The sequence below is a fragment of the uncultured Roseovarius sp. genome (assembly GCF_947259555.1).
Classification (GTDB): Bacteria; Pseudomonadota; Alphaproteobacteria; order Rhodobacterales; family Rhodobacteraceae; genus Roseovarius.
This window is the reverse complement of sequence record NZ_CAMYMD010000067.1, coordinates 36,633-54,133: the sequence shown is the minus strand read 5'-3', so window position 1 is coordinate 54,133 and position 17,501 is coordinate 36,633. Positions and strand designations below refer to the sequence as shown.

Annotated in this window: 23 protein-coding genes; 6 read left to right on the top strand and 17 right to left on the bottom strand. The window is 60.0% G+C overall.

Going from position 1 to position 17,501, the window contains the following annotated elements; genetic code table 11:
* Window positions 1-88: 88 nt before the first annotated feature.
* Window positions 89-493, bottom strand: a complete 405-nt coding sequence (locus Q0X85_RS11630) for a hypothetical protein (RefSeq protein WP_297772156.1) — start codon at window positions 491-493, stop codon at window positions 89-91.
* A gap of 8 nt (window positions 494-501) precedes the next feature.
* Window positions 502-1,704: a pyridoxal phosphate-dependent aminotransferase gene (locus Q0X85_RS11625; protein WP_297772154.1), complete on the bottom strand. Its 1,203-nt coding sequence runs from the start codon at window positions 1,702-1,704 to the stop codon at window positions 502-504.
* Between the two features lie 85 nt (window positions 1,705-1,789).
* Here Q0X85_RS11625 and Q0X85_RS11620 point away from each other — a divergent pair, with 85 nt between their 5' ends.
* The 3 genes from Q0X85_RS11620 (at window position 1,790) to Q0X85_RS11610 (ending at window position 3,059) form a co-directional block, all read left to right on the top strand.
* Window positions 1,790-2,191, top strand: coding sequence for a helix-turn-helix transcriptional regulator (locus tag Q0X85_RS11620; protein WP_297772153.1), 402 nt, complete (start codon window positions 1,790-1,792; stop codon window positions 2,189-2,191).
* Between the two features lie 52 nt (window positions 2,192-2,243).
* Window positions 2,244-2,468 (top strand): succinate dehydrogenase assembly factor 2, encoded by a 225-nt coding sequence (locus Q0X85_RS11615; RefSeq protein WP_297772187.1) that lies wholly within the window; start codon window positions 2,244-2,246, stop codon window positions 2,466-2,468.
* Between the two features lie 90 nt (window positions 2,469-2,558).
* Complete coding sequence (locus Q0X85_RS11610) at window positions 2,559-3,059, top strand: winged helix DNA-binding protein (protein WP_297772152.1); 501 nt, start codon at window positions 2,559-2,561, stop codon at window positions 3,057-3,059.
* Here the strand turns inward: Q0X85_RS11610 and Q0X85_RS11605 are convergent.
* The 4 genes from Q0X85_RS11605 to Q0X85_RS11590 all read right to left on the bottom strand — a co-directional run bounded on the left by Q0X85_RS11605 (window position 3,053) and on the right by Q0X85_RS11590 (window position 6,748).
* A complete protein-coding gene (locus Q0X85_RS11605; protein WP_297772151.1) occupies window positions 3,053-3,781 on the bottom strand; it encodes a DUF1194 domain-containing protein in 729 nt (242 codons plus the stop codon). The genes Q0X85_RS11610 and Q0X85_RS11605 overlap by 7 nt on opposite strands.
* On the bottom strand, window positions 3,748-4,176 hold the full coding sequence (locus Q0X85_RS11600; protein ID WP_297772150.1) for a VOC family protein: 429 nt from the start codon (window positions 4,174-4,176) through the stop codon (window positions 3,748-3,750). The genes Q0X85_RS11605 and Q0X85_RS11600 overlap by 34 nt, the downstream gene beginning before the upstream one ends.
* Before the next feature lie 93 nt (window positions 4,177-4,269).
* Complete coding sequence (locus Q0X85_RS11595; RefSeq protein ID WP_297772149.1) at window positions 4,270-5,655, bottom strand: hypothetical protein; 1,386 nt, start codon at window positions 5,653-5,655, stop codon at window positions 4,270-4,272.
* The gene (locus Q0X85_RS11590) at window positions 5,627-6,748 is read right to left on the bottom strand and encodes a hypothetical protein (RefSeq protein ID WP_297772148.1); all 1,122 of its coding nucleotides are present in this window, start codon (window positions 6,746-6,748) and stop codon (window positions 5,627-5,629) included. Before Q0X85_RS11590 ends, Q0X85_RS11595 begins: the two co-directional genes overlap by 29 nt.
* Window positions 6,749-6,955: 207 nt before the next feature.
* On the opposite strand from Q0X85_RS11590, the gene thyX reads away from it, so the two are divergent.
* Window positions 6,956-7,861, top strand: coding sequence for an FAD-dependent thymidylate synthase (thyX, locus tag Q0X85_RS11585; protein WP_297772147.1), 906 nt, complete (start codon window positions 6,956-6,958; stop codon window positions 7,859-7,861).
* Between the two features lie 163 nt (window positions 7,862-8,024).
* Here thyX and Q0X85_RS11580 read toward each other — a convergent pair whose 3' ends face one another.
* From Q0X85_RS11580 to Q0X85_RS11560, 5 genes are all read right to left on the bottom strand, one after another.
* A complete protein-coding gene (locus tag Q0X85_RS11580) occupies window positions 8,025-8,369 on the bottom strand; it encodes a VanZ family protein (RefSeq protein WP_297772146.1) in 345 nt (114 codons plus the stop codon).
* Between the two features lie 44 nt (window positions 8,370-8,413).
* Window positions 8,414-8,656 carry a zf-TFIIB domain-containing protein gene (locus Q0X85_RS11575; protein ID WP_297772145.1) on the bottom strand — a complete coding sequence of 81 codons (243 nt, stop codon included), beginning with the start codon at window positions 8,654-8,656 and terminating at the stop codon, window positions 8,414-8,416.
* Between the two features lie 69 nt (window positions 8,657-8,725).
* Entirely contained in the window at window positions 8,726-9,133 is a 408-nt protein-coding gene (locus tag Q0X85_RS11570) for a universal stress protein (RefSeq protein WP_297772144.1), read from the bottom strand.
* Window positions 9,134-9,210: 77 nt separating this feature from the next.
* The gene (locus Q0X85_RS11565) at window positions 9,211-9,498 is read right to left on the bottom strand and encodes a DUF5665 domain-containing protein (protein WP_297772143.1); all 288 of its coding nucleotides are present in this window, start codon (window positions 9,496-9,498) and stop codon (window positions 9,211-9,213) included.
* Window positions 9,495-9,815 (bottom strand): antibiotic biosynthesis monooxygenase family protein, encoded by a 321-nt coding sequence (locus Q0X85_RS11560; protein WP_297772142.1) that lies wholly within the window; start codon window positions 9,813-9,815, stop codon window positions 9,495-9,497. Before Q0X85_RS11560 ends, Q0X85_RS11565 begins: the two co-directional genes overlap by 4 nt.
* A gap of 112 nt (window positions 9,816-9,927) precedes the next feature.
* On the opposite strand from Q0X85_RS11560, the gene Q0X85_RS11555 reads away from it, so the two are divergent.
* Complete coding sequence (locus Q0X85_RS11555) at window positions 9,928-10,587, top strand: hypothetical protein (RefSeq protein ID WP_297772141.1); 660 nt, start codon at window positions 9,928-9,930, stop codon at window positions 10,585-10,587.
* 11 nt (window positions 10,588-10,598) lie between these two features.
* Here the strand turns inward: Q0X85_RS11555 and Q0X85_RS11550 are convergent, their stop codons facing one another.
* The 4 genes from Q0X85_RS11550 to fabD form a co-directional block, all read right to left on the bottom strand.
* A complete protein-coding gene (locus Q0X85_RS11550; protein ID WP_297772140.1) occupies window positions 10,599-12,887 on the bottom strand; it encodes a glycosyl hydrolase family 28-related protein in 2,289 nt (762 codons plus the stop codon).
* A gap of 208 nt (window positions 12,888-13,095) precedes the next feature.
* Window positions 13,096-13,329, bottom strand: a complete 234-nt coding sequence (locus Q0X85_RS11545; protein ID WP_037243286.1) for an acyl carrier protein — start codon at window positions 13,327-13,329, stop codon at window positions 13,096-13,098.
* 230 nt (window positions 13,330-13,559) lie between these two features.
* Window positions 13,560-14,297 carry a 3-oxoacyl-[acyl-carrier-protein] reductase gene (gene fabG / locus Q0X85_RS11540; RefSeq protein WP_297772139.1) on the bottom strand — a complete coding sequence of 246 codons (738 nt, stop codon included), beginning with the start codon at window positions 14,295-14,297 and terminating at the stop codon, window positions 13,560-13,562.
* Window positions 14,298-14,330: 33 nt separating this feature from the next.
* Window positions 14,331-15,278, bottom strand: coding sequence for an ACP S-malonyltransferase (fabD, locus tag Q0X85_RS11535; protein ID WP_297772138.1), 948 nt, complete (start codon window positions 15,276-15,278; stop codon window positions 14,331-14,333).
* Window positions 15,279-15,438: 160 nt separating this feature from the next.
* Between fabD and Q0X85_RS11530 the strand changes: the two genes are divergently transcribed.
* Window positions 15,439-16,653, top strand: a complete 1,215-nt coding sequence (locus tag Q0X85_RS11530) for a cytochrome b/b6 domain-containing protein (protein WP_297772137.1) — start codon at window positions 15,439-15,441, stop codon at window positions 16,651-16,653.
* Here the strand turns inward: Q0X85_RS11530 and Q0X85_RS11525 are convergent.
* Window positions 16,650-16,844, bottom strand: a complete 195-nt coding sequence (locus Q0X85_RS11525) for a Trm112 family protein (RefSeq protein ID WP_297772136.1) — start codon at window positions 16,842-16,844, stop codon at window positions 16,650-16,652. The two genes, Q0X85_RS11530 and Q0X85_RS11525, sit on opposite strands and share 4 nt — an antisense overlap.
* Window positions 16,841-17,488, bottom strand: coding sequence for an LON peptidase substrate-binding domain-containing protein (locus Q0X85_RS11520; protein ID WP_297772135.1), 648 nt, complete (start codon window positions 17,486-17,488; stop codon window positions 16,841-16,843). Before Q0X85_RS11520 ends, Q0X85_RS11525 begins: the two co-directional genes overlap by 4 nt.
* Window positions 17,489-17,501: the final 13 nt, after the last annotated feature.

Below are 17,501 nucleotides of genomic sequence, written 5' to 3'. Positions count from 1 at the left end.
CCAACTTGGCAGAGATAAAGGTCTGCCGAACGAGCGTTGGATCGCCGCACCGCGGCCCGTCGATGCGCGGCTCACGGCGACTTCCCCCTCACCCGTCCTTCAGCAATCGGTCCGCCTTCTTGCGCACCAGCACGGTGCGCAGGTCGTGCATGGCCAGCAACAGCGCATCCGTCACCTGCTCCAACTGCTCATCGGTCGCACGCGACTGCGCCCAATGGGTGGTGGTGTTGAGATAATCCACCGCCCGCAGGATATCGTCGATATCTCGATGCTCGAGGATCGTCTGCCGCTCGGTCATCCATTCGGTGATCGCGGCGATATCCGCCTCGCTCAACTCGCGGTCGCCATGCGGCTTGATCTCGGACTTGCGAATGTTGACGACGGCGATCTGGTCCATGTCTATGCGGCGCTGCCGGTTCTCGGTATCGACCCGGAACACGAAGGCCCCGTTCTCGCGCACCCTGAAGTAATAATCGGGGAGATCGCCCGCCATGTTTGTTCCTATCTCAGCCCTTCGCAGAACGCCTGTATCCGCCCGCAGGCCTCTTTCAGCGCCGTGTCGGAGGTAGCGTAGCTGACCCGAAAGTTCGGGGAAAGCCCGAAGGCCGCGCCAAAAACCACGGCGACACCGGTCTCTTCCAGAAGGGCGGTGGCGAAGGCCTCGTCATCCTCGATCAGCGCACCCCCGGCACTCGTCTTGCCGATCAGCCCCGCAATCGACGGGTAGACATAGAAGGCCCCGTTGGGCACCGGGCACTCCAAGCCGTCGATCTCGTTCAGCATCGACACGACCAGATCGCGGCGGCGCGTGAAAACGGCGTTGTTCTCGGCAATGAAGGCATGGCTGCCATTCAGCGCCTCGACCGCCGCCCATTGGCTGATCGTGCAGGGGTTGGAAGTGCTCTGGCTTTGGATCTTGCGCATGGCGGAAATCAACCGCTCCGGCCCCGCCGCATAGCCAATCCGCCAGCCGGTCATGCAATAGGCCTTGGAGACGCCATTGCAGGTCAACGTGCGCCCGTAGAGCGCCGGTTCCACCTGTGCGGGGGTGCAGAACTGAAAATCGTCATAGGCGAGGTGTTCATACATGTCATCGGTCATCACCCATACTTGGGGGTGGCGCAGCAGCACGTCGGTCAGGCCCTTCAACTCGTCCCATGTATAGCCCGCCCCGGTGGGGTTCGACGGCGAATTGAAGATGAACCAGCGGGTTTTCGGCGTGATCGCGGCCTCGAGCGCCTCTGGCGTCAGCTTGAACCCGGTCTCGATGCCCGCAGGCACCACCACCGGCTCGCCGCCCGCCAGCAAAACCATGTCGGGGTAGCTGACCCAATAGGGCGCGGGGATCACCACCTCATCGCCTGGATTGAGCGTCGCCATAAGCGCGTTGTAGAGAATCTGCTTGCCGCCCGAGGCGACGCTGACCTGAGACGGCGCATACTCCAACCCGTTGTCGCGCTTGAACTTGGCGCAAATCGCCGCCTTCAATTCGGGGATGCCATCGACGGCGGTGTATTTGGTCTTGCCCTGCTCAATGGCGAGAATGCCCGCCGCCTTGATATGGTCGGGCGTGTCGAAATCCGGCTCGCCCGCGCCAAGGCCGATCACGTCGCGCCCCGCTGCTTTCAGTTCCTGCGCCTTCGTCGTCACCGCGATGGTGGGCGATGGCTTTACGCGAGATAATGTCGCGGACAGATCGGACATAGCCGCCCCCGGTTTGAATTCACCTGACAAATCTCATAAGTTGCCGCCAAAGGTTGATCAAGGACGATCGCCGGAAAGGGATGAGATGACAACAGACACCAATGAAAGCTGGTTTGACCCCGATGCCACCACCTTCGGCGACCGCGTGGCGGGTGCCCGCGAACGCTCGGGCATGACGCAAGGCGACCTTGCCAAGCGCCTCGGCGTAAAGCTGAAGACGCTCAAGGCCTGGGAAGACGACCTTTCAGAGCCCCGCGCGAACAAGTTGTCGATGATGGCGGGGCTTCTTAATGTCTCGCTCTTGTGGCTGCTCTCCGGCGAGGGTGAAGGGCCGGGCGCACCCGAGGCTGGGGAATTATCTCCTGATGTCACTGAAATGCTGACAGAAATTCGCGATATCCGCACACAGTTGACACGGTCTACAGACCGTCTCGCGCGTCTGGAGAAGACCCTGCGCGCCAAGCTTCGGGAAGAAGCCGGTGAATGAGGCACCTGGCGCGGCACATGAGCCGCATGCGCATCGCGTGAAGCGCTTGCATATGCGGGCGATGCGCCGGGGCATCAAGGAGATGGACATCATCCTGACCCGCTTTGCCGATGCGCGGCTTGCCTCTATGGACAACGAAGCACTTGATCGGTTTGACGCGTTGCTGTGCGAAAACGATCAGGATCTCTATCAATGGGTGACGGGCCAAACGGCCCCACCTTCCAATTTCGTCGCGCTCATCGCCGAGATCACCGAGCGAGCACACGGCGAAAACTAGTGCGTATTTTAGGGGATTTCGTCAGGGTTTACCTAATGTTCGGGTTTGTCGCTCAGGTTCGGCTGCGAGCAGTATCGCACGGAGACGGACATGAGTTTTCACAGCCCCCGGAACACGCCGCCTGTCAATGATGGCTTCATAAGTGGCTATTTGGACGCGCTGTCATTGGTCGAACGGTTACATCGGCTCTTGCTTGATGTGATCAAGGACGAATTCGAGCGCGTGGGCGTGCTCGAGATCAACGCGGTACAGGCGCTCTTGCTGTTCAATATTGGCGATAACGAGGTCACCGCAGGTGAGCTCAAGACGCGTGGCTACTATCAAGGCAGCAACGTCAGTTACAACCTCAAGAAACTGGTCGAAATGGGCTATATGCACCATCAACGCTGCGAAGTGGATCGCCGATCCGTTCGGGTACGACTGACCGAGAAGGGCCGCCACATTCGGGATGTCGTCGCAGGTCTCTTCGCGCGTCATGCCGAAGGGTTGAAGGGGCGCGGAGTTCTGGGACCAGATGGCATAGATCAGATCACGGCGTCGTTGCGCCGGGTCGAAAGATACTGGGCGGATCAGATCCGCTATATTTACTGACGTGGCGCCGCCTCGGATGGTGCAAGCGCACCCAACTGGATATCGCTGATTTCACGAAATAGCTTGCGCGCCATCGCCTCTTGGAAATCTTCAAAACCCTGCGCAACCTCCAAGAACGCTCCAGGGCCGCGCAGAACCTCGCGCCGGTAATGCGCGACCACCTCGGCATCATGCCCGAGAATCACAAGCCCGTTGACGGTGACGCCATCAAAGGGAAAGTGCCTGTAGGCCAGCGCCGGCGCGAACCCCTCATTGTTGATCCCGTCACCCGAGACGTCAATCACCCGCCGGTCACAGGCAGGCGCCTGCGTCAACACTTGCGCCCCATACCCCAATGCCGAGCCAAGCGCCGTAGGGTAATCCGAGGTCGAACGCTCCATCTCCGCAAGCACCGCGACCGCGCGGTCGATATCCCCATCAGAGCGCAGGACGCTCCAATCCAGATGCCGCTTTTCCTGAAAGCGGCCACTCCATTCATAGACCGCCAACGCGACATCGCCCTGCCCACCTTGCAGTACGGCATGCCGGATTTCGGGCGCGTCGAGCGCAGCGGCCAACCCGACCCGTTGCAGCGCGTATTCCTCGTCGTCCACAGAGGACGAGACATCAAGCGCCAGTACCAGCGCGAGGCGGCAGGCCGCCTGCGCCGGGGAGGCTGCAACCGCGATCAACAATGCCGCCGCGAGCCTCACCAATGGCCGATATTCTCCATACTCGTCCATGGTTCCTTGGGCGCAAGGGCCTCCCCCTCTTGTAACAGTTCCACCGAAATATTGTCGGGGCTGCGCACAAACGCCATCCGCCCTTCTCGCGGCGGGCGATTGATTTCCACACCATTATCCATAAGATGCTGGCACATCTCGTAGATATCGCCGACAGAATAGGCCAGGTGCCCGAAGTGACGGCTATCCGACGGCAGCCCCTCGTCGCCATCCCAATTATAGGTCAGCTCGACCGGGCATTCTTCTTGCCCTTCGGGTGCCATGAAGACAAGTGTGAAACGCCCTCCATCGTTGTCCCAACGGCGCGTTTCCTTGAGCCCCAGCAGGCCAAAGAACCGCATTGTCGCTTCAAGGTCCTTTACCCTGACCATCGTGTGCAAATATCTAATGCGCATCACTTGCATTCCTCCGTCGTTGCATTTGTCCTGAGGATAGAGGCACTCGCGCGAGTGTCGAGGCAAAAACCAGAGCAAACCACCCTGCCCGTCTCAGAATTCGGAACGAATTCCGAGGCTGACTGACGTCTCTTCAACATCGAACCGGCTGATATTGGACCGGCTGCGCTCGCTCGTCACGGTGAGCGTGGGCACAAAGCCCATGTAACCCCAGTCGTTGAACGTGGCCGTCACACCACCGAACACCGACTCGTCATCGCGCCCCCCGGGCACGTTGATGAACCCCACCTGATAGCGCCCGTAATCCAGCCGGCTGACCCCAAGGGAAAACTCCAGGCTCGCCGGCCCGAGCTCGCGACCGAGGGCATAGGTTGCAATGCCGGTCCATTGGTCTGACGTGCGGTTGACACCGCTGCTGTCAGCATCTCGATATTGCAGCCGAAACCCGACACGCCCGCCCCCCTCAAGGCTCATCCCGATCCCTGCAAAGGCTCCGGAAATGGTACTGTCCGCGCCGCGCGCGGCCTCGTCCTGCTGCTCCTCCAGAGAGCCGCCAAAACTGAGCAGAAATCGCTCGTCCAGGCGCTGATACCGGGCAACGCCAAGGCGCGCGAAATCATAGAGGGGATCGCCGCCGTACCAGACGCGACCACCATCGAGATCGAATTTCCACGTCACGGTTTCACGCGAGCCGCGTAAATATTGGGTCACTCCCAGCTCTACGAGCGTCGACGACAGGTCGTCCCCGCTTAGACCGACCACGCGGTCGGAGATGTCCACCCGTCGTGCCGTGACCCGACCGCGCAGGCGGGTTTCACGCCCCTCGCTCTGCGCGATCCTGTAAGACAGCGAGCCATGCGCCTTGGTGATCACGCCAGAGAGCGCTCGTGCCGATGGGCTGAGATTGCCGACCACTGGCACGCCGTCAATCACATTCAGTGGGCTGTTTGAGCCATTATTCACGTTGTCCGAGGGTGCGGTCGACACGCGCAAATCAAAGCGCAAGGGGTTGCGCGCGCGTACATTCTGGAACGCACTGACAGTCCGCGCGCGTGCAACCTCATCGGGCGCATGATCGACCGCTCGCCGCAGCCAGAACTGCGACCCTGTCAGTCGTTCGTCGGCAAAGCTCAGCTGTGCCGCGAGATTGGCGGCCTGATAGCGCTGCTCTTCGGTGTTTGAATGCCAATAGGCGAGCGCCGCCTTCCTTTCGGCCGGACCAAACGCACGCGCCTGCGCCAATGCAAGCGCCTGATAGTAATGGGCGCGCGGATTGTCCTTGCCGGCCTCCAAGAGCCCCTTGCTGAGATCGTAGGCCAAACGCGACTCGCCCGCAGCCAAGGCCTGCGCTGCCAACGCATCCGCTTGCGCAAGAGACAGCCGGGCGGACTCGGACAAAGCCGATCCGCCCGCCATCAAGGCGACCAGAGCCGCCCCGAAAAAGGCCCGCTCAGGGCGAGGCAACGTCAGGATTGACAAGGTTGCAAAGCTCGGCATCTACGGTCTGCCCACATTGATCGAGAACGAATATGCCGGTCTCCAGCAGCTCGCCGTTCAGACCCAGATCTTCAAGCTCTGGCCCGCCACCGAGATCGTCAAGATTGATAATACCAGCCACGGCGTCGGCATTCGGCCCGCCGAACACGCCGCCATATGACCCCAGGACCGTACGCGAACCATCCGCTATCCCGTCCTCGTTAAGGTCTTCTCGGCTATCAATTTCAACGTCACCGTTGAAAGTGCCATTTCCAGCAATCGGCGAGGTCACGAGAACGACCGACGGAAGCCGGGTGTTTGTCTCCACCAAACGGCGGTCAAAGACATTACCCTCGACACTGTTATCCGCGAAATCGGCGTTGATGAACACCTTGCCATCCACTGAAACCGCCTGTGTCGGACGCAACTCTTCGGGGAACGCTTCGCTGGTCAACAGATCGACCGGGATCTCCGCCAGATCCGACCCGTTCGTGACGCCGATATTGCTGATCCCGACATAGCGCCCCGCATAGCTGACAAGACCTGTCGTTTCGCTGACCTCAGGCGGCGTGTAATCACCGTCGCGCTCGAAAAACCCGCCACGGAACCCGATATTGCGAGGTCCGCCGCTTCCGACCACCGCGGCGCGCACGGAATTGCTGTTGGACGATTCCTTGGCGAAGGCGGTGAAATGCCGGTCAAGCGGGTCATTCTGTACGCTGAACCCAACATAGCCATTCCTGTCCAGCCCCGGACGACGCCGGTAGACTGCCCTTACAGGCACATCATCGAGGTTCAGCGCTTCGACGACCAATGTCTGAGTCGCTGCGTCAAAGCTGACACTGCGCACGTTACCGGCCAGTTCTTCGGGCACCGCAACTTCTGTGTTGACCGTGGGCGAACTGTCACCATCGGTGTTGGTTTCGCCGTCTGTGCTCCCGTCATCGGTCGTCCCGCCGTCCGTGGTCCCGTCATCGGTGGTGCCACCGTCGGTTGCGCTCTCGTCTTCGGTCGCCGATCTCTCGAACGGATTTGATCCGCCTCCACAGCCGCCCAAAAGGGCAGCGGCCATAAGGCCTGCCACGATTTGTTTCATGATGAGACTGCCCTCAATATGTCATTTGTTTCTTGTTTTTCAGAAACTTCCCGCTTTAGCCTTCAAAAGTCAATCACCGATGCAGGCAGCGGTTGTAGAAAAATACACTCTGTGGCGCTCTCGCACATACTCTCTATCGGCTTTCCTCAGGGGGCATCCCCAAGATATAGTGGACTGCGACTCGCTATAGTGATGAAAGGCTCCGCTATGCCCCTCAGCCCCGAACAACAGGCCGAAATTGACGCGCAACGCGGCCAAACGCATGAAACCCGGCGTACGACATCAGCCGGGATGGAGGCGCATCTCTACACGGCCCACCCCGTGCTCGATCACGGATTTGTCCGGGTAATAGATTACATGGGCGACGATGCCGCTATCGTTCAGGCGGCGCGGGTGAGTTATGGTGCCGGCACTAAACATGTACAGAACGACGAGGGGCTGATCCGCTACCTGATGCGTCACTGGCATTCGACACCCTTCGAGATGTGCGAAATCAAGCTCCATGTCAAACTGCCCGTCTTCGTCGCGCGCCAGTGGATCCGGCACCGCACCGCCAATGTAAACGAATACTCGGCGCGCTATTCGATCCTGGACCGCGAGTTCTACATCCCGGCCCCCGATGCGCTCGCGGCGCAATCGACAACCAACAATCAGGGGCGCGGTGCGGCGCTTGAGGGCGACGAGGCGCAGCGTGTGCTGCGCATCCTGACCGAAGATGCGATGCGCTGCTATGACCACTACGAAGAGATGATCGGACAGGACGGCCAGCAAGGGCTCGCGCGCGAGCTGGCACGGATGAATCTGCCCGCCAATATCTATACGCAATGGTATTGGAAGGTCGATCTGCACAATCTTCTGCATTTCCTGCGCCTGCGCGCCGACGCCCACGCTCAATATGAAATCCGGGTCTATGCCGACGAAATCTGCCGTCTTGTCGCCGATTGGGTGCCCTATGCCTATAAGGCGTTCGAGGATTACCGGATGGGCGGCGCGACGCTCTCGGCAACGGCGCTCGAATGCGTGCGACGGATGCTAAAAGGCGAAGAGGTCACGCAGGATACCTCCGGCATGTCCAAGGGGGAATGGCGTGAATTTCAGGGGGTGATTGGATAACTGAACGCTTGCTGCGCGGCGCAAATCGAGTGATTGCGGCGCCGCGCCTTGGTTCGTTTCCGCTTGGAATAGGAACGATGGCTTCATGCCGCTGGTGCAGAGCCTTCTGCAACGGCAAGCCCTTTGCATTCCGAAACGGACTTGGCATACGAGCTGACCGCGGTCAACGCATCACATCCCCGGACGTCCAAACAAGCCTGCGTGCAGCCAGTGCCAGAGCAATCCCAATCGCCACCCCCACGCCATCGGCAAGCAGGTCCGCCCACTCAGCGCTGCGCCCGACATGCGGTTGCACGATCTCGATCAGCGCGCCATAGCACATCGCCCATAGACCGACGATGCGCCATTTGCGCGGGCGCGTGACCGATATCGGAAATACCAGCAGCAAAAACGCCACTGAATGCGCCAATTTGTCGACCCCAGGAAAGCCCGGCGGCCCCGGCATTTGCGGAGTGAGGGTCAGCAGGGCAATCAGCGCAGCAATCAGAGCGGTCAGCAAATAGGCCATGTGCGGCCCCTAGCCCCGACATGCGCCGCGATCAAGCCTTTAGCTCAGAAATCGAACAATTCCTCTAGAAACCCGCCACGCTTCTTGCGGGGCTTTTGTCCGCGCCCGTCATGGCCCCGGTCGTCGGGATCGGGCGCCGGTCCGCCGACTGCCCCGGCAGAGCGGTCAATGATCTTGTCCAGCTCGCCCCGGTCCAGCCAAACGCCACGGCATTGAGGGCAGTAGTCAATCTCGACCCCCGCACGCTCCGCCAGAACGAGTTGGGCACCATCGATTGGGCATTGCATAGGCACTCTCCTTTTGTTCACCTTTCAAGGGATGTGGGGAGTGCCTGCCCGATCCGCAACACTTGCCAATCACCGAATGACATGTACCGCGCAATTTGCGTGTCGCACGACTTTGGCCGCAGTCGACCCGAGCAGCAGATCCTGCATGCCCGGACGATGGCTGGCCAGCACGATGCAATCGGGCCCGTTCGCCTCTGCCCAGTCAAGGATGGTGCGCCCGGAATGTCCTTCGATCACATGCGAGCTGCCGTTCGGCAAGGTCGCAGCCATGGCGGCCAGCTCGGCCTCAACGGCTTTGTGCGCCTCCTTCAGATACCCCTGTGGCAAATAGGAAATCGCATAATCAGGCACGTGTTCGATAACATGCAGCAGGCTGATCTTACCGGCGTCGCCCGCCAAGAGACGCGCCGCGCTCAGCGCGCCTGCTGCGTCTCGGTCCGTATCGAAGGAAATCGGGACCAGAACGTGTTTGTACATGGGATGTCCTTTCGCATTTTGTCCACCAATACTGACGCGATGCTCGACGCCCTGCCTTGATTCAGATCACGGGCGCGTCACTCCTGCGCTGTCTGCATCTGTTGTGCGATCTGCGCCGCCCATTCACCAATGATCGGCAGAAACTCGATCTGGCTAAGCGCCCAAACCATGACCGACAACAGCACCGTAGCCCCCATCACCGTGCCAAGACCCACGGCCAGCCCGCGCGCAAAGTTGAACGCCAGCATGCGCGGCATCGAATTGTGAACCCGGATGAAGCGGTGTGCATTCAGTCGGGTCAACTCGCGTCGAAGCCCCGCCACCTCCTGCGTCAAATCTTCCGGTTGCTCGATATCTTTTTTCATCCAAAGCTCGCCACAACGTCATACATCACGGGCTCAAAGCTCTTGCACAACTCATTGATCTCGCGGTTCCGCTCCCGCATCTCGCTGCTCCGAAGCATCGCCTGAAAATCCTCGCGCGCACGCCACTTCGAATAATTGGCGATCCTGGTCTGGGCGTCATTGACATGCAGGCTGGCGGAAATAAAGCCGGGCTGTTGCGAGATGAAGTCGCTGTAAGCGGCGTTCAGCAAATCGAGGAGGTCCTCGCAAGTTCCCGGGGTCACTTCGAACGTCGTTATCACGGTCTGGTGAGCCGTGTCTGTGGTGATTTGCGGCATGACAAGCCTCCTTTGCTCCACAAGCCTAACACGCGGGCCATGCACGGTAAATTCCCGAGGGCTCTTAACCACCGCTTTACTCTTTTTAACGAGTGTTAAGGCAGAGGTAACCATGTTGAGATGCCTGCTTGTCCTTGTGATCTTGTCACCTTGGCTCGTCCTGGAGGCGCGTGCGGGGGCATGGCCGCGCGAGAAGGGTCAGGGGTTCCTCTCGGTGTCGGGCCAGATCGACCAACCGGATGACTTCGGCTTTTACAACCATTTCATTGGTCTCTATGCCGAATATGGCGCGACGGATCGCCTGACGCTCGGGCTTGATCTGGGGGGTGACACATTGCGCATGACAAAGGGAATTGCCTTTGCCCGCTGGCCACTTGGGCAGCTGGAGCGCCCGCTCAAACTCGCCGTAGAAATCGGCCTGGGTCAGGTCGATGGCCAAAACGCGCTGCGCCCCGGTCTATCGGTCGGACAGGGCTTTACGATCTGGGACCGCCACGGATGGGCGGCAGTCGATGGACGGCTCGTACTTTTCAAAAGTGGCGGCCATACTCTCGAAAGCGATATGACAATCGGTCTCAGCACCTCTCGACGCAGCAAGACCATCCTGCAAATCCAGACGGGCCGCCCGGCACACGGGCGGCCCTATACACGGCTGGCACCTTCTTTCGTCTACAGGATGAGACCCGGCGCATATCTCGAGTTTGGCCTGATCGCGCCGCTTAGCGGCAGTGGGAAACGCGGGCTCAAGTTAGGGATCTGGCGAAAGTTCTGAACGCGCAGCTCTCAGAGCGGATCGTCAATCCGCACCCGCAGGACCACCGTACCCGAAACAGGTACAGGCCAACGCAGGTTGATCCGGTCATTGTCTGGTCCCTGTTTGGCCTGAAAATAGGGCAGGACATGCGTCACCGCATCATTACCATCGCGTAAGGGCCCTGAGGGTAAAACCGATTCCACGACCTGTGCCCAAGCGCCAAACGGCAAACGCGGCGCGGGCCGAACGATCCAGGTGTTGTCCGCGCTTGCCTCTGTGTGCTGCATCAGCAATGGGTTCGCCACTGGCGTGCCGATATTGTGAAAGCTATTGTCGGCAAACGTGACATTGCGCACATTTTCATAGTTTAGATCGGCAAAGCTGGTATCGACTGTCTCGACCCGGTCCATCTCACCGATCGCCCGGAAGGTATTGCCCGTCACGATCATGCCGTTTAGAAAATGTCCCGCGCCATGCGGTTTGACAGTGATGAACGTGAACCATGGTGCCATGTCGCTGGCCAGAAAAACGTTGTCCGTGATGCTCAGAGCGCTGAACGAGAACTCGCTGGCAAATTCCGGAGCGGAGTCATGCTCGTTCGCCCATTCAATGAAACAATTATCAATGTAGTTTCCGGTGATCGTGCCCCGGTTATTTGTACGTGTCAGAACAAATCCTGCCGCGCGCACTCCATTCACCGCACTGTCTCCCTGAAACACGTGATTGCCGGAGATGATCGAGCTGCTTCCCGCAAGCACCGCGAAATGTCGAAACAATACCACCCGGTTATCGCGTATCTTGACGTCGTTGGCATTTGAATTGAGTGCTATGCTGGCACGTTCAGTCGACAGGAGCGGCCCCTCATCGGACAGGAATTGGCAGCGATCCACCATCATGCCCTGATCACCTTCGCCGTGGCTCGTGATACCACGATCCCGTGGCCGAGTGACAAAGCAATCGCGAAAATGGTTTGCAGAGCCCTGAGGCGGAAGCAAGACACCGCTGCAATCGCCCGAACATTGGAAATCAACCTCGGAGAACACCATCCTAGAGACGTCCTCGAAGCCACTGAAGTCGAGCATGTATTTGAACCGCCGGAAGGTATATGTCTGCGTGCCGGCCGCGTCAAAGAGAGGCTGGCTGATGTCGAGCCGTTGCGCACCGACATTTCGTGCAGTCACGTAAACTTCACGCCCTACGCCATTACCCTCGACCAATGATCCTACCGGAATATTGGCAACGTTGGCGACGTTGGTCAGCCGCTTGGCATTGTCCGGATCATAGCTCGCCTGGGCGGTCACCACGTCTGTTGCCCAGGCCGCGCCGGAAAACACCGAGAACTGACCGTTCTGAATGACGTGGCGCTGGTTGTAGGTGCTTCGATTGCCAACGGTGGCAGCCATGTCGACAGGCTCGCGCAGTGCCACCTTGCGCCCTGCCATGTCGAGCGTGACATGACCGGGATTGTTCAAGAGCGCCTGATAAGCTTTCTTGAACGCCAGCTCGCTATCGCCAAAGGCGTCGATATAGCTGGGCAGATCGTAATTCTTTGTCAGGGCCAGAATCGCCGCATCGGGCATCACGACGGTCCCCTCAAAGCGGATGCGATTCTGGATCGTTGTGCTTTCTCCGAGACGGTACGACCCGGCTGGCACAATGATTTCGCGGCCCTGCGCGGCGGTATCCGCCGCCTCGAATGCGCCATGGTCATCCGTGACACCATCGCCAATCGCGCCGAAGTCGCGCACGTCCACTGTGCTGATCACATCTCGCAGGAAAAAGCGGCTGACATCCTCGATCACGATGTCATCAATCCGCACGACTCCACCGCTCGGGCCGGTGAGGTCTAGACCGAAATGCCCAAAGATCGCCGCGCGCCCCCAAGGCATGTCAACGCCAACCCGCGTGCCGGTGCCGACGATTGCTTGCACCTCCAGAACCTCGCCATACGTCGTCAGCGTGGTTTGCGGGCCTGTCACTGTGACCCCAGGCAGAGGCTCTCCCCCTGCCCCACCCGCGAACGCCGCGATCCGCACATTCGGCAGATTGCCGGAGATCGCCTTGATCCGTGCGCGGATCTGCAAATAGCAGCCCGGCAGGATCGGTGTTTCGCCCATGTAGCGCAAACGCTGAACGGGTTCGGTTTTTTGCAACTCCAGCGCACCGCCAAAATCCTGATCCGCAGGCACGAATGCAGCATTCGCAGCATTCTCATAGGTGTCAGAGTTCGGTCTTCCGTCACCGCTCGACCATTGGCCCAAACCCGCCGAGAAGGGCTGGGGCATGAAAACGATGTCATCGGTAATTGCCTTGTTCATGGATATCCCTTTCCTGATCCCGCGCGGTGCGGGCGCCGCCCTCGGCTGGAGCGATGGAAAGGGGAGATATCAACAAGGCGTTAACCGCCTCTCATAGCACCGTAACGGAGCGGTGCAGGAATACGCAACGCCGTGGTCGCGCAGAGCCTAGAACCAAAAAGGCCCCGCCGAATACGGCAGGGCCCTGATGTGTCGCTGTCTGACGATATCAGGACGCGTCGGTGATGAACTTGACAGCATCGCCGAAGGTCTGGATCGTATCCGCAGCGTCGTCGGGAATCTCGATGCCGAATTCCTCCTCGAACGCCATGACCAACTCTACGGTGTCCAGGCTGTCCGCGCCGAGATCGTCAATGAAAGACGCCTTGTCGACAACTTTGTCTTCCTCGACACCCAGGTGCTCCACAACGATCTTTTTCACGCGGTCTGCGATATCGCTCATGTCTTGTTCCTCATTTTGTCTTGGGCAGTTTCGCCCGTTGTCTGCCCCCGCCCGGCCCGGGAAGCGGCGTGGATTATGCCCCATCGGGCGGTTCTCGATTGCCTGAACGGACAGGCCACCGGGAGAATCCGCAAGTTCCTCCGGCTAATCTGCGTGGCCTATAGCATATGCGAGGGCAATGGCAAATGCTTTCACTCCGCCCACTCACACCGATCTGACCCGGCGTAAACTCACAACATCGCCATGCCGCCATTGACGTGCAGGGTGGCTCCGGTCACATAGCCTGCCTCCGGGCTTGCGAGGTAGAGCACCGCGGCGGCGACCTCTTCGGGGTTGCCCATGCGCGCCATCGGGATCTGCGCGTTGAGCGCACTTTTCTGCTCATCGGTCAGCTTCTCGGTCATCGGAGTGGCGATAAAACCCGGGGCGACCATATTGGCGGTAATGCCCCGGCTCGCGACCTCGTGGGCGATGGATTTCGTAAGCCCCGTCAGCCCGGCCTTGGCAGCCGCATAATTGGCCTGCCCAGGGTTTCCGATAGCCCCCACCACAGAACCCACATTCACGATCCGACCCCAGCGAGATTTCATCATCGGGCGAACAACCGCACGGCACAGTCGCATCGCCGAGGTCAGATTGACCTCAAGCACATCATGCCAGTCACTATCTGACATCCGCATGAACAGCTGATCACGGGTAATGCCGGCGTTGTTCACCAATATGTCAAGGCCGCCCATCGCGGCGATCGCCGCCTTCGGCAACGCCTCGACAGCCTCCGCGTCGCCCAGATTGCAGGGTAGAACATGCGCACGCTCTCCCAACTCCGAAGCAAGCGTCTCCAACGGCTCCACACGCGTGCCGCTCAGCCCGACCGTCGCACCGGCACCGTGCAGCGCACGCGCGACCTCTGCCCCGATACCCCCCGACGCGCCAGTGACCAGCGCCGATTTTCCTGTCAAATCAAACATGCCTTGTCCTCTATCCTGTATCTTGTGCCGGAATCAGGCCCCGGCCAGCGCGTCTGCTGCCGCCTTGACATCGTCGGGCGTCCCGACGTTACGACAGCCTACTTCACGGTCAATGCGACGCACCATGCCAGACAGGGCCTTGCCCGCGCCAATCTCCCAGATCTCCGACACGCCCTGCGTCTTCATGTAAATTACTGCCTCGCGCCAGCGAACAGAGCCCGTTACCTGCTCGATAAGCAGCCTGCGGATCTCCGTGGGGTCTGTCACGCCACTTGCACGTACATTGGCCACGACAGGCACAACCGGCGCGCCAATCTCGACGTCGTTTAGCGCCAAAGCCATGGCCTCTGCGGCAGGTGCCATCAGAGCGCAGTGGAACGGCGCGCTCACCGGCAAGAGCATCGCGCGCTTGGCGCCTTTGGCCTTGGCGAGATCCACGGCGCGTTCCACCGCCGCTTTGTGGCCAGAGACCACGACCTGCGCTGGATCGTTGTCATTCGCCGCCTGACATACCTCGCCCTGCGCTGCGTCTTCCGCAACTGCGCGGACAGCATCAAGCTCGAGGCCAAGGATAGCCGCCATCGCGCCGACGCCCACAGGGACAGCCTGCTGCATGGCTTGGCCCCGGATACGCAGCAGGCGCGCCGTGTCTGCCACGCTGATGGCTCCGGCCGCCGCCAGAGCGGAATACTCGCCAAGAGAATGTCCCGCGACATACGCGGCCACCTCAGCCAGTTCAACGCCCTCGGCCTTCAACGCACGCACGGCCGCAAGCGAGGTCGCCATCAAGGCAGGCTGCGCATTCTCGGTCAGGGTCAGCGCCTCTTGATCGCCCTCCCAGATAAGCGCGCTCAGCTTTTCGCCAAGCGCCTCGTCCACCTCGTCAAACACCGCGCGCGCGGCCGGATAGCTCTTGGCCAGATCGGCCCCCATGCCGATCACCTGAGCGCCCTGGCCCGGAAAAACGAATGCTCGGCTCATCTACTCACCTCCCTCGAAAAGTGCCCCCGGATACATCGCCGTGCCTGCCATGGCAACGGCTTTGAAACCTCGCGCAAACATGCAGGCTCGCTGTGCGCCGGCAATCATTGCGCAGCAGTCACATCCGGCTACATTGCGTGCACCAGACGGGAGAACTTCGATGCCACTCACCAATTCCGTAACAACCTATGGCCGCGTGACCAAGAGTTTTCATTGGCTCACGGCCCTCTTGATTTTAGCGAACCTGCCGATTGGCTGGTTGGCGACGGAACTGGCCCACCAGGTCGAGGCCGCCCCGACAGAGACCCTGATCGCGCGTGCGGCATTTCTTTTTTCACTGCATAAGACGCTTGGCGTTGGGATTTTCTTTGTGGCGCTTGCCCGCATTCTGTGGGCGATCACGCAACCAAAGCCGGGCCTGTTGAATGGCGACCGCCCGCTTGAGGCATGGGCCGCAGAGACGGTGCATTGGCTGCTCTATGGCTCGCTCGTTCTCGTCCCGCTGTCCGGCTGGGTCCATCATGCGGCAACCTCGGGGTTTGCCCCGATCTGGTGGCCCTTCGGCCAGACCCTGCCTTTGGTACCCAAATCAGACTCCTTGTCTCAGATTGCCTCGACCTTGCATTTCATTTTCATGCTCGTTCTCGGCGGTGCCGTGCTTGCGCATGCGGCCGGCGCTGCCAAACATCATATTCTCGACGGGGATGCCACCCTGCGCCGCATGTTGCCCGGTCAAACCCCCGCCACACCGACCGCCCGCCAACCCGGGCATGCCTTGCCCCTCATCGCGGCCCTCATCGTTTGGGGAGGTGCTATGGGTGGAGCGACGGCGCTTGGCTGGTTCGCGGAGTCGGAGACAGCAAGCGGCGCGAAACTGGCCAGTGTCGAGAGCGACTGGCAGGTCGAGAGCGGTCAGTTGCAGCTTACGATAGAACAGATGGGCTCATCCGTGACCGGAAGCTTTGGCGAATGGACCGCCGACATCACCTACTCCGAAACACCTGACCCCCAAGGAAAACATGGCACCGTCGATGTGACTGTCGGCATTCAATCCCTGACGCTCGGCTCGGTCACAAAGCAGGCCATGGGTGCGGATTTCTTCAAGGTGAGCGAATTTCCGACAGCGACATTCACTGCTGACATTCTGAGCACGCCAAACGGCCATGTCGCCAAAGGCTCTCTCTCCATACGGGCACAATCCGTTCCTGTAGAGATGCCCTTCGATCTGAAGATCGAGGACGGCACTGCGCAGGCGAATGGCTCACTTACGCTGGACCGACGCGAGTTCAACATCGGAAATGGGGTGAGCGATGAAGGATCGCTCGCCTTTGATGTCGATGTCGGTTTTGAATTGACCGCGACACGCGCGAACTAATCCAACTTCCGCGCCTCATCTATCAACATGACAGGAATACCATTGCGGATAGGATAGGCCAGGGCCGCTGACCTGCTGATCAGCTCCTGCGTCGCGGCATCATATTCCAGAGTGTTTTGGCTCTGCGGACAGATCAACGCTTCCAGCATGCGCCTGTCAAACGCCGGAGGTGTCTGCGCATCCTCCCTCATTGCATGATATCCTCGTTGTCTCCACCGCGCAGCGCATACTCGATCAGCGTCACAAGCGTCTCGCGGCGGGTGCTCAGCGATGGCGCCTCGAGCAAGGCCTGCTTGTCTTCCGGCTCGAACCCGAGAAGCATCGAGAGGGAATTGATCAATAGCTCGTCCTCGGCCTCTTTCAGAGAATCCCAATCCGTCTGCAATTCACGGGCCTGAAAATAACGCGCGAGTATGTTCATGAAGGCGGAGCGGTCAAACCCGGGATCGCCGTCCGCCGGTCCCATGTCCCGCTCGAAGCCCGCCCAAGACACCTTGGCACGTCGGTAGGGCGTAAACCCCTCCACCTCGTCCGCGATCCGATACCGCGAGAGACCGGTCAGGGTGATCATGTAACGTCCGTCCTCAGTCTCGGAGAACTGCGTCACACGGCCTACGCAGCCTATGCTGTGCAGGCCGGTGCCACCTTCGCGCCCCGGCACACGGTTGGGCTGCACCATGCCTATGAGTCGACCGGGCGTTTTCAGCGTATCGTCAAGCATCGCAAGATAGCGCGGCTCGAACAGATGCAACGGAAGGCAAGAACGCGGCAAAAGCAGCGCGCCCGGCAAAGGAAAAATCGGAATGATCTCAGGCAGATCGAGATTGTATGTCATGATGCTGAATTAG

What these genes read in the sequence shown, in the direction of transcription:
- Q0X85_RS11630 (WP_297772156.1), bottom strand. Translation starts at nt 493, where the DNA reads ATGGCGGGCGATCTCCCCGATTATTACTTCAGGGTGCGCGAGAACGGG.
- Q0X85_RS11625 (WP_297772154.1), bottom strand. Translation starts at nt 1,704, where the DNA reads ATGTCCGATCTGTCCGCGACATTATCTCGCGTAAAGCCATCGCCCACC.
- Q0X85_RS11620 (WP_297772153.1), top strand. Translation starts at nt 1,790, where the DNA reads ATGACAACAGACACCAATGAAAGCTGGTTTGACCCCGATGCCACCACC.
- Q0X85_RS11615 (WP_297772187.1), top strand. Translation starts at nt 2,244, where the DNA reads ATGCGGGCGATGCGCCGGGGCATCAAGGAGATGGACATCATCCTGACC.
- Q0X85_RS11610 (WP_297772152.1), top strand. Translation starts at nt 2,559, where the DNA reads ATGAGTTTTCACAGCCCCCGGAACACGCCGCCTGTCAATGATGGCTTC.
- Q0X85_RS11605 (WP_297772151.1), bottom strand. Translation starts at nt 3,781, where the DNA reads ATGGACGAGTATGGAGAATATCGGCCATTGGTGAGGCTCGCGGCGGCA.
- Q0X85_RS11600 (WP_297772150.1), bottom strand. Translation starts at nt 4,176, where the DNA reads ATGCGCATTAGATATTTGCACACGATGGTCAGGGTAAAGGACCTTGAA.
- Q0X85_RS11590 (WP_297772148.1), bottom strand. Translation starts at nt 6,748, where the DNA reads ATGAAACAAATCGTGGCAGGCCTTATGGCCGCTGCCCTTTTGGGCGGC.
- thyX (WP_297772147.1), top strand. Translation starts at nt 6,956, where the DNA reads ATGCCCCTCAGCCCCGAACAACAGGCCGAAATTGACGCGCAACGCGGC.
- Q0X85_RS11580 (WP_297772146.1), bottom strand. Translation starts at nt 8,369, where the DNA reads ATGGCCTATTTGCTGACCGCTCTGATTGCTGCGCTGATTGCCCTGCTG.
- Q0X85_RS11575 (WP_297772145.1), bottom strand. Translation starts at nt 8,656, where the DNA reads ATGCAATGCCCAATCGATGGTGCCCAACTCGTTCTGGCGGAGCGTGCG.
- Q0X85_RS11570 (WP_297772144.1), bottom strand. Translation starts at nt 9,133, where the DNA reads ATGTACAAACACGTTCTGGTCCCGATTTCCTTCGATACGGACCGAGAC.
- Q0X85_RS11565 (WP_297772143.1), bottom strand. Translation starts at nt 9,498, where the DNA reads ATGAAAAAAGATATCGAGCAACCGGAAGATTTGACGCAGGAGGTGGCG.
- Q0X85_RS11560 (WP_297772142.1), bottom strand. Translation starts at nt 9,815, where the DNA reads ATGCCGCAAATCACCACAGACACGGCTCACCAGACCGTGATAACGACG.
- Q0X85_RS11555 (WP_297772141.1), top strand. Translation starts at nt 9,928, where the DNA reads ATGTTGAGATGCCTGCTTGTCCTTGTGATCTTGTCACCTTGGCTCGTC.
- Q0X85_RS11550 (WP_297772140.1), bottom strand. Translation starts at nt 12,887, where the DNA reads ATGAACAAGGCAATTACCGATGACATCGTTTTCATGCCCCAGCCCTTC.
- Q0X85_RS11545 (WP_037243286.1), bottom strand. Translation starts at nt 13,329, where the DNA reads ATGAGCGATATCGCAGACCGCGTGAAAAAGATCGTTGTGGAGCACCTG.
- fabG (WP_297772139.1), bottom strand. Translation starts at nt 14,297, where the DNA reads ATGTTTGATTTGACAGGAAAATCGGCGCTGGTCACTGGCGCGTCGGGG.
- fabD (WP_297772138.1), bottom strand. Translation starts at nt 15,278, where the DNA reads ATGAGCCGAGCATTCGTTTTTCCGGGCCAGGGCGCTCAGGTGATCGGC.
- Q0X85_RS11530 (WP_297772137.1), top strand. Translation starts at nt 15,439, where the DNA reads ATGCCACTCACCAATTCCGTAACAACCTATGGCCGCGTGACCAAGAGT.
- Q0X85_RS11525 (WP_297772136.1), bottom strand. Translation starts at nt 16,844, where the DNA reads ATGAGGGAGGATGCGCAGACACCTCCGGCGTTTGACAGGCGCATGCTG.
- Q0X85_RS11520 (WP_297772135.1), bottom strand. Translation starts at nt 17,488, where the DNA reads ATGACATACAATCTCGATCTGCCTGAGATCATTCCGATTTTTCCTTTG.